Origin of the sequence: Oerskovia rustica (assembly GCF_014836555.1) — a bacterium.
Classification (GTDB): Bacteria; Actinomycetota; Actinomycetes; order Actinomycetales; family Cellulomonadaceae; genus Oerskovia; species Oerskovia rustica.
Genome location: NZ_JACSQQ010000022.1, coordinates 26,863 through 33,524 on the forward strand (window position 1 = coordinate 26,863; position 6,662 = coordinate 33,524).

General features: G+C 70.5%; 5 protein-coding genes and 1 pseudogene. 4 read left to right on the forward strand and 2 right to left on the reverse strand.

Annotated elements, in window-relative coordinates:
* Positions 1–27 precede the first annotated feature (27 nt).
* Positions 28–555 carry an amino-acid N-acetyltransferase gene (locus H9652_RS13270; protein ID WP_191796670.1) on the reverse strand — a complete coding sequence of 176 codons (528 nt, stop codon included), beginning with the start codon at positions 553–555 and terminating at the stop codon, positions 28–30.
* Positions 556–592: 37 nt separating this feature from the next.
* The gene (locus H9652_RS13275; RefSeq protein ID WP_138825730.1) at positions 593–1,597 is read right to left on the reverse strand and encodes a sugar-binding transcriptional regulator; all 1,005 of its coding nucleotides are present in this window, start codon (positions 1,595–1,597) and stop codon (positions 593–595) included.
* A 252-nt stretch (positions 1,598–1,849) separates the two neighbouring features.
* Here H9652_RS13275 and H9652_RS13280 point away from each other — a divergent pair, with 252 nt between their 5' ends.
* The 4 genes and pseudogenes from H9652_RS13280 to H9652_RS19855 all read left to right on the forward strand — a co-directional run.
* On the forward strand, positions 1,850–3,598 hold the full coding sequence (locus H9652_RS13280; RefSeq protein WP_191796671.1) for a glycerol-3-phosphate dehydrogenase/oxidase: 1,749 nt from the start codon (positions 1,850–1,852) through the stop codon (positions 3,596–3,598).
* Between the two features lie 221 nt (positions 3,599–3,819).
* Positions 3,820–4,581: an MIP/aquaporin family protein gene (locus H9652_RS13285; protein WP_191796672.1), complete on the forward strand. Its 762-nt coding sequence runs from the start codon at positions 3,820–3,822 to the stop codon at positions 4,579–4,581.
* 152 nt (positions 4,582–4,733) lie between these two features.
* The gene (glpK, locus tag H9652_RS13290; RefSeq protein ID WP_138825736.1) at positions 4,734–6,251 is read left to right on the forward strand and encodes a glycerol kinase GlpK; all 1,518 of its coding nucleotides are present in this window, start codon (positions 4,734–4,736) and stop codon (positions 6,249–6,251) included.
* A 114-nt stretch (positions 6,252–6,365) separates the two neighbouring features.
* Positions 6,366–6,662, forward strand: a pseudogene (locus tag H9652_RS19855) (alpha/beta fold hydrolase); the annotation flags it as partial.

Consider the following 6,662-nt stretch of genomic DNA (forward strand, 5'->3'; position numbering starts at 1 on the left):
CCGGCTCCCGGTCCGAGGCGCGGGCGCTCAGAGGGTGATCAGCATCCGGGTGTTGCCGAGGGTGTTGGGCTTGACCCGGGCGAGGTCGAGGAACTCGGCCACGCCGTCGTCGTGCGAGCGCAGGAGCTCCGCGTAGACGTCGGGCGACACGGGGGTGCCCTCGATCGCCTCGAACCCGTGCGCGCGGAAGAAGTCGACCTCGAACGTCAGGCAGAAGACGCGCTCCAGGCCCAGTGCGCGGGCTCGCTCCAGGAGCTCGACCACGAGGCGGTGACCCACCCCGGTGCCGAGCCACGCGCGGTCGACCGCGAGCGTGCGGATCTCGGCCAGGTCGTCCCACATGACGTGCAGCGCGCCGCACCCGACGACCTGCGGGGCACCCGGTCCACCGACGTCGGCGACCACGAACTCCTGCACGGCCTCGTAGTAGCCGACCATCTCCTTGGCGAGGAGGATGCGCTCCTCGGCGTAGGGCTCGACGAGGGACCGGATCGCGCGCACGTCGGCCGGCAGGGCGGGGCGGAGCGTCAGGGTGGGCGTGGGGCTGCTCGTCACGCCGACAATCTACGCCTCCACGAAGCCTGGCGCGTACTCATGCACCCGACTGCATACCTTCGAGTCGCGTCCGGGCGACCGCGATGCGCCCCGTCTCCTGCTCGATCAGGTGCGAGGCCGTGATCTCGTCCACGACGAGGTGCGTCACGACGCCGGCCCGCAGCGCGGCCCGCAGCGGGGCGACCTTGTTGTCCCCCGCGACCGCGCAGATGCGCTGCGGGATGCGCTTGAGCTCGTCGGGCCCGGGACCCGTGGCGCGCTCGTTGAGCGCGATGTCCTTGTAGGTGCCGTCGGCCCGCAGGAAGACCGTGCACACGTCGCCGACCACGCCCTCGGCCTCCAGGACCGCGATGTCCTCGGCCTCCAGGTAGCCCGCCGAGTACACGTGGCTCGGCACCCCACCCGAGACCGCACCCACCGAGAACAGCGCGACGTCGGCCCGCCCCTGGACGTCGAGCACGCGCCGGACCGACCGCTCGCGCCACATCGCCTGCTTGGTCTCGGCGTAGTCGAAGAACGCGGGCACTGGGAAATGGTGCACGTGGGCGTCGAACGCCTCGCCGAACCCCGCGATGAGGTCGCCCGCGTAGTGCACCCCGGAGGTGCGGGTGTTGGCCGCCCCGTTGAGCTGCACGACGGCGGAGCCCCGCGTGGGCTTGCGGCTCAGGTGTCGCGAGATCGCCGCGAGCGTGGTGCCCCACGCGATGCCGAGGATCATGTCGGAGTCGAACCACGACCCGAGCAGGCGGGCCGTCGTGAGGGCGACCTGGTCGAGCCGGTCGACCTGCTGCGTCGAGTCCGGGACAGGGACGACGTAGGCGTCGATGCCGTAGGTGGCGGAGATGTGCGCCCCGAGGCCGGGGGCCCGGCTCTGCGTGGGCCGGAGCGTGATCTCCACCAGACCCGTCTCACGGGCTCTCTTGACCAAGCGCGAGACGGTCGAGCGCGAGGTGCGCAGGTGCTTGGCGATCGCCTCCATCTTCATGTCCTGGAGGTAGTACATCGAGGCGGCCCGGAGGACGTCCTGCTCCCGATCGGCCATCTGCTGGTCTCCTGCCGCTGGTGATGCTCGTGCTGCACGTTTGTGCACTGCGCTTGCGCGTTCGTTCCTGACATGTTGACGTTAATACGTGCAGCGCCGTTCCGACAGCGCTGTGCCGCGGCACGGCGCCCTCCTGGGTCCCGCCTCGTACCGCTAGCGCGGGACGCGGAGCCGTGGGAACGTCACAGGAGGGAATCCTTCACGGGGCCCCGCCGGTGACGCACCAGATCGACGACGAGAGAAGGCCATCGGATGACTTCCAGCAGACTCACCGCAGAGTCTCGCCAGCGGGCGCTCAGCGCGCTCGAGGCGAGCACGAGCGCGGACCAGGAGCTCGACGTCCTCGTGATCGGCGGCGGCGTGACCGGAGCCGGCATCGCCCTCGACGCCGTGACCCGCGGGCTCTCGACCGCGATCGTCGAGGGCCAGGACTGGGCGTCCGGCACGTCGAGCCGCTCGAGCAAGCTGGTCCACGGTGGTCTGCGCTACCTCCAGATGCTCGACTTCCACCTGGTCCACGAGGCCCTGACCGAGCGCGACCTCCTCATCAAGGACCTCGCGCCGCACCTCGTGCGCCCGGTCCCCTTCCTGTACCCCCTCGAGCACCGCGTGTGGGAGCGTGCCTACGTCGGCGCCGGGATCGCGCTGTACGACACGCTCGCGAGCATGGCCCCCGGCAAGCGCGCCCTGCCGCTGCACCGTCACCTCTCGCGCAAGCAGATGGAGCGCAAGTTCCCCGACCTCGCGCACGACGCGGCGATCGGCGCCGTCCAGTACTGGGACGCCTCGGTCGACGACGCACGCCTGGTCTCGACACTCATCCGCACCGCGACCTCCTACGGCGCCCACGCCGCCTCCCGCACCCAGGTCGTCGAGCTGACCAAGGGCTCGACCGGTGCGGTCAACGGCGCGATCCTCGAGGACCTCGAGACGGGCCGGCGCATCACGGTCCGCGCCCGCGCCGTCATCAACGCGACGGGCGTGTGGACCGAGGACACCGAGGCCCTCGCGGGCTCCGAGGGCGGCCTGCGCGTCCTCGCCTCCAAGGGCGTCCACATCGTCGTCCCGCGCGAGCGCATCAAGGGCCAGGTCGGCCTGATCCTGCAGACCGAGAAGTCCGTCCTGTTCATCATCCCGTGGTCCCGCTACTGGGTCATCGGCACGACCGACACACCCTGGGAGCAGGAGCTCACGCACCCCGTCGCGACGGCCGCGGACATCGACTACATCCTCGAGCACGCCAACGCGGTCCTCGCCCAGCCCCTGACGCGCGACGACATCATCGGCACCTACGCGGGACTGCGCCCGCTGCTCCAGCCCGGGACCAAGGAGGGCACGAGCTCGGCCAAGGTCTCGCGCGAGCACACCACGGCCTCCCCGACCCCCGGCCTCACGGTCATCGCGGGCGGCAAGCTCACGACCTACCGCGTCATGGCCAAGGACGCCGTCGACTTCGCGATCGGTCAGCGCTCCGCAGCGCTGCCCTCGATCACGGACAAGATCCCCCTGGTCGGCGCGGTCGGTCTCGACGCGGTCCGCCGCCAGGCCCGCCCGTGGGCCTCGAAGTTCGGGTGGACGCCGCAGATGGTCGACCACCTGCTGCACCGCTACGGATCCAACCTGCGCGACATCGTCGCCCTGTGCGAGGCGGACCCCACGCTCGCGCGGCCCCTCGAGCACGCTCCCGCCTACCTGCGGGCCGAGATCAGCTACGGCGTGACCCACGAGGGCGCCCTGCACCTCGAGGACCTGCTGCTCCACCGCACGCGCCTCAACTACGAGGTGCTCGACCGCGGGCTCGGCGCCCTCCCCGAGATCGCCGACATCGCGGCGCCGCTCCTCGGCTGGGACGACGAGCACAAGGCAGAGGAGATCGCGTCCTACACCGCACGCGCCGCGGCCGAGGAGGCAGCGGAGCAGGAGCCCGACGACGCCACGGCCGAGCGCACACGCCTCGCCGCCGACGACGTCGCACCGCTCAAGCCGCTGTCCGGATCCTGACCAACCCGACTCACCCCGCCGACCGACCGGGAGCCACGCCGGCTCCCCCGAGAACAACTTCATAGCCCGGCCCCCGGCCCGCCTCGACTCGCGCGAGGCGGAGCCGGACCGGCACCCCTCAACCTCACGGATGCGCGCTCTGCGACGCACGCCGGGGCCCCGGCGCACGGATGCGTCGGGGTGGTTGCGACAACGAAGTCCACCAAGAAAGAGAGAATCTGATGGACACACTCATCCTCAACGCCTTCTGGTCCGAGATACTCGGCACCGCGACCCTGATCCTGCTGGGTGCCGGCGTCGTAGCCAACGTGATCCTCCCCAAGACCAAGGGCTTCAACGGCGGCTGGCTCCTCATCAACTTCGGATGGGGCCTCGCGGTCTTCACCGGCGTGTACGTCGCGTACAAGTCCGGGGCGCACCTCAACCCGGCCGTGACCATCGGACTGTTCACCGCGGACCGCCCCTTCTTCTCGGTCACCGGGCCCGAGGGCATGGTCACCGCGACGATCGAGCCGACCGTGAGCAACATGTTCATCTACTTCGGCGCGCAGATGATCGGTGCGATCCTCGGTGCCGTGCTCGCGTTCGTCGCCTACAAGAAGCACTTCGACGAGGAGGCGCCCGCCGCCACCAAGCTCGCCGTGTTCTCGACCGGCCCCGAGCTCCGCTCGTACGGCTGGAACTTCATCACCGAGGTCATCGCGACGTTCGTGCTCGTGTTCTTCGTCGTCGCGTCGGGCAACACCCCGTCCGGGCTCGGCCCGCTCGCCGTCGCTCTCGTCGTGGTCGGTATCGGCGCGTCCCTCGGTGGTCCCACCGGGTACGCCATCAACCCTGCTCGTGACCTCGGTCCGCGCATCGCCCACGCCCTGCTGCCCATCAAGGGCAAGGGGTCGAGCGACTGGGCCTACTCGTGGGTCCCCGTCGCGGGTCCGCTCGTCGGTGGTGTGCTCGCCGGCCTCCTCGGGGCAGCCTGGGGCTGATCCCGCTCTCCTCCCCCGCGTGACCGGGGCGACCCGCCCCGGTTACGCGACCGGCCGCCGTCGGGCAGGAGCTCGACGAACGCGGCCCCGATGCTCGGTCGCGCACCGCGCGACCACCGCTCAACCACACCGACGTGAAGGACTGACACACCATGGCCGACTACGTTCTCGCCATCGACCAGGGAACCACCAGCTCCCGGGCCATCGTCTTCAACCACTCCGGGGAGATCGTCTCCTCCGGCCAGCTCGAGCACGACCAGATCTTCCCGCGGGCCGGCTGGGTCGAGCACAACCCCGAGCAGATCTGGAACAACGTCCGCGAGGCCGTCGGCCTGGCCCTGACCCGCGCCAACGTCACGTACACCGACATCGCCGCGGTCGGCATCACCAACCAGCGCGAGACCGCGGTCGTGTGGAACCGGAAGACGGGCAAGCCCGTCTACAACGCGATCGTCTGGCAGGACACCCGCACGCAGAAGATCGTCGACGAGCTCGGCGGCGACGCGGGCCCCGAGAAGTACAAGGCGATCGTGGGCCTCCCGCTCGCGACCTACTTCTCCGGCCCCAAGGTCAAGTGGATCCTCGACAACGTCGAGGGCGCCCGCGAGGCGGCCGACGCCGGCGACCTCGTGTTCGGCAACACCGACACCTGGGTCCTGTGGAACATGACGGGCGGCGTCGACGGCGGCGTGCACGTCACCGACGTGACGAACGCGTCGCGCACCATGCTCATGGACCTCGACACGCTGTCCTGGCGCGAGGACATCGCGGCCGACATGGGCATCCCGCTCTCGATGCTCCCCGAGATCAAGTCGTCGTCCGAGGTCTACGGTAAGGGTCGCCCCGGCGGGCTCCTCCCCGGCGTCCCGATCGCGGGCATCCTGGGCGACCAGCAGGCCGCGACGTTCGGCCAGGCGTGCTTCGAGGTCGGTCAGGCCAAGAACACGTACGGCACGGGCAACTTCATGCTGCTCAACACGGGCACCGAGAAGGTCATGAGCGAGAACGGTCTGCTGACCACGGTCTGCTACAAGATCGGCGACCAGCCGGCCCGTTACGCGCTCGAGGGCTCGATCGCCGTCACGGGCTCGCTCATCCAGTGGCTCCGCGACAACCTCGGCATGTTCTCGGACGCGCCCGACGTCGAGTGGCTCGCCCGCAAGGTCGACGACAACGGTGGCGCGTACTTCGTGCCCGCGTTCTCGGGCCTGTTCGCGCCGCACTGGCGCTCCGACGCCCGTGGCGCCCTCGTGGGCCTCACGCGCTACGTCAACAAGAACCACATCGCGCGCGCCGCGCTCGAGGCCGTCGCGTTCCAGACCCGCGAGGTCCTGGACGCCATGAACGCGGACTCGGGCGTCGACCTCACCGAGCTGCGCGTCGACGGCGGCATGGTCCAGAACGAGCTGCTCATGCAGTTCCAGGCGGACCAGCTCGGCGTGGACGTCGTGCGGCCCAAGGTCGCGGAGACGACGGCGCTCGGCGCCGCGTACGCCGCGGGCATCGCGGTCGGGTTCTGGCAGGGCGAGCAGGACGTCATCGCCAACTGGGCCGAGGACAAGCGCTGGAGCCCGTCGATGGACGAGGGCGAGCGCGAGCGCCTCTACCGCAACTGGAAGAAGGCCGTCAGCAAGACCCTCGACTGGGTCGACGAGGACGTCGAGAAGTAGTCCTTCTCGCAGCCTCGCCGGAGCCGGCGTGACCCGAGGTCACGCCGGCTCCGGCACGTCAGGAACCGACCGGCTCCCGCGTGCCCGGCGGCTTCTGTGGCTAGGCTCGTCGCCATGACCTCCGTGAGCGCAACGATCCCCGGGATGCACGTCACCGACCACGAGGTCGAGGTCCCCCTCGACTGGTTCGACGAGCGGGACTCGCGGCGGATCACGATCTTCGCGCGCGAGCTCGTCGACCCCATGCGGCGGCGCGAGGACCTGCCGTTGCTCGTGTTCCTCCAGGGCGGCCCGGGCGGCAAGGGCCCGCGTCCGACGGGGCCCGAGGGCTGGGTCGGGACCATGCTCGCGACCCACCGGGTGATCCTGCTCGACCAGCGCGGCACGGGCCGCAGCTCGGCCGTGGGGGGG

Bases quoted from the DNA above. Each gene is read 5' to 3' on its own strand.
- glpK (WP_138825736.1), top strand. From the start codon at position 4,734: ATGGCCGACTACGTTCTCGCCATCGACCAGGGAACCACCAGCTCCCGG.
- H9652_RS13275 (WP_138825730.1), bottom strand. From the start codon at position 1,597: ATGGCCGATCGGGAGCAGGACGTCCTCCGGGCCGCCTCGATGTACTAC.
- H9652_RS13285 (WP_191796672.1), top strand. From the start codon at position 3,820: ATGGACACACTCATCCTCAACGCCTTCTGGTCCGAGATACTCGGCACC.
- H9652_RS13280 (WP_191796671.1), top strand. From the start codon at position 1,850: ATGACTTCCAGCAGACTCACCGCAGAGTCTCGCCAGCGGGCGCTCAGC.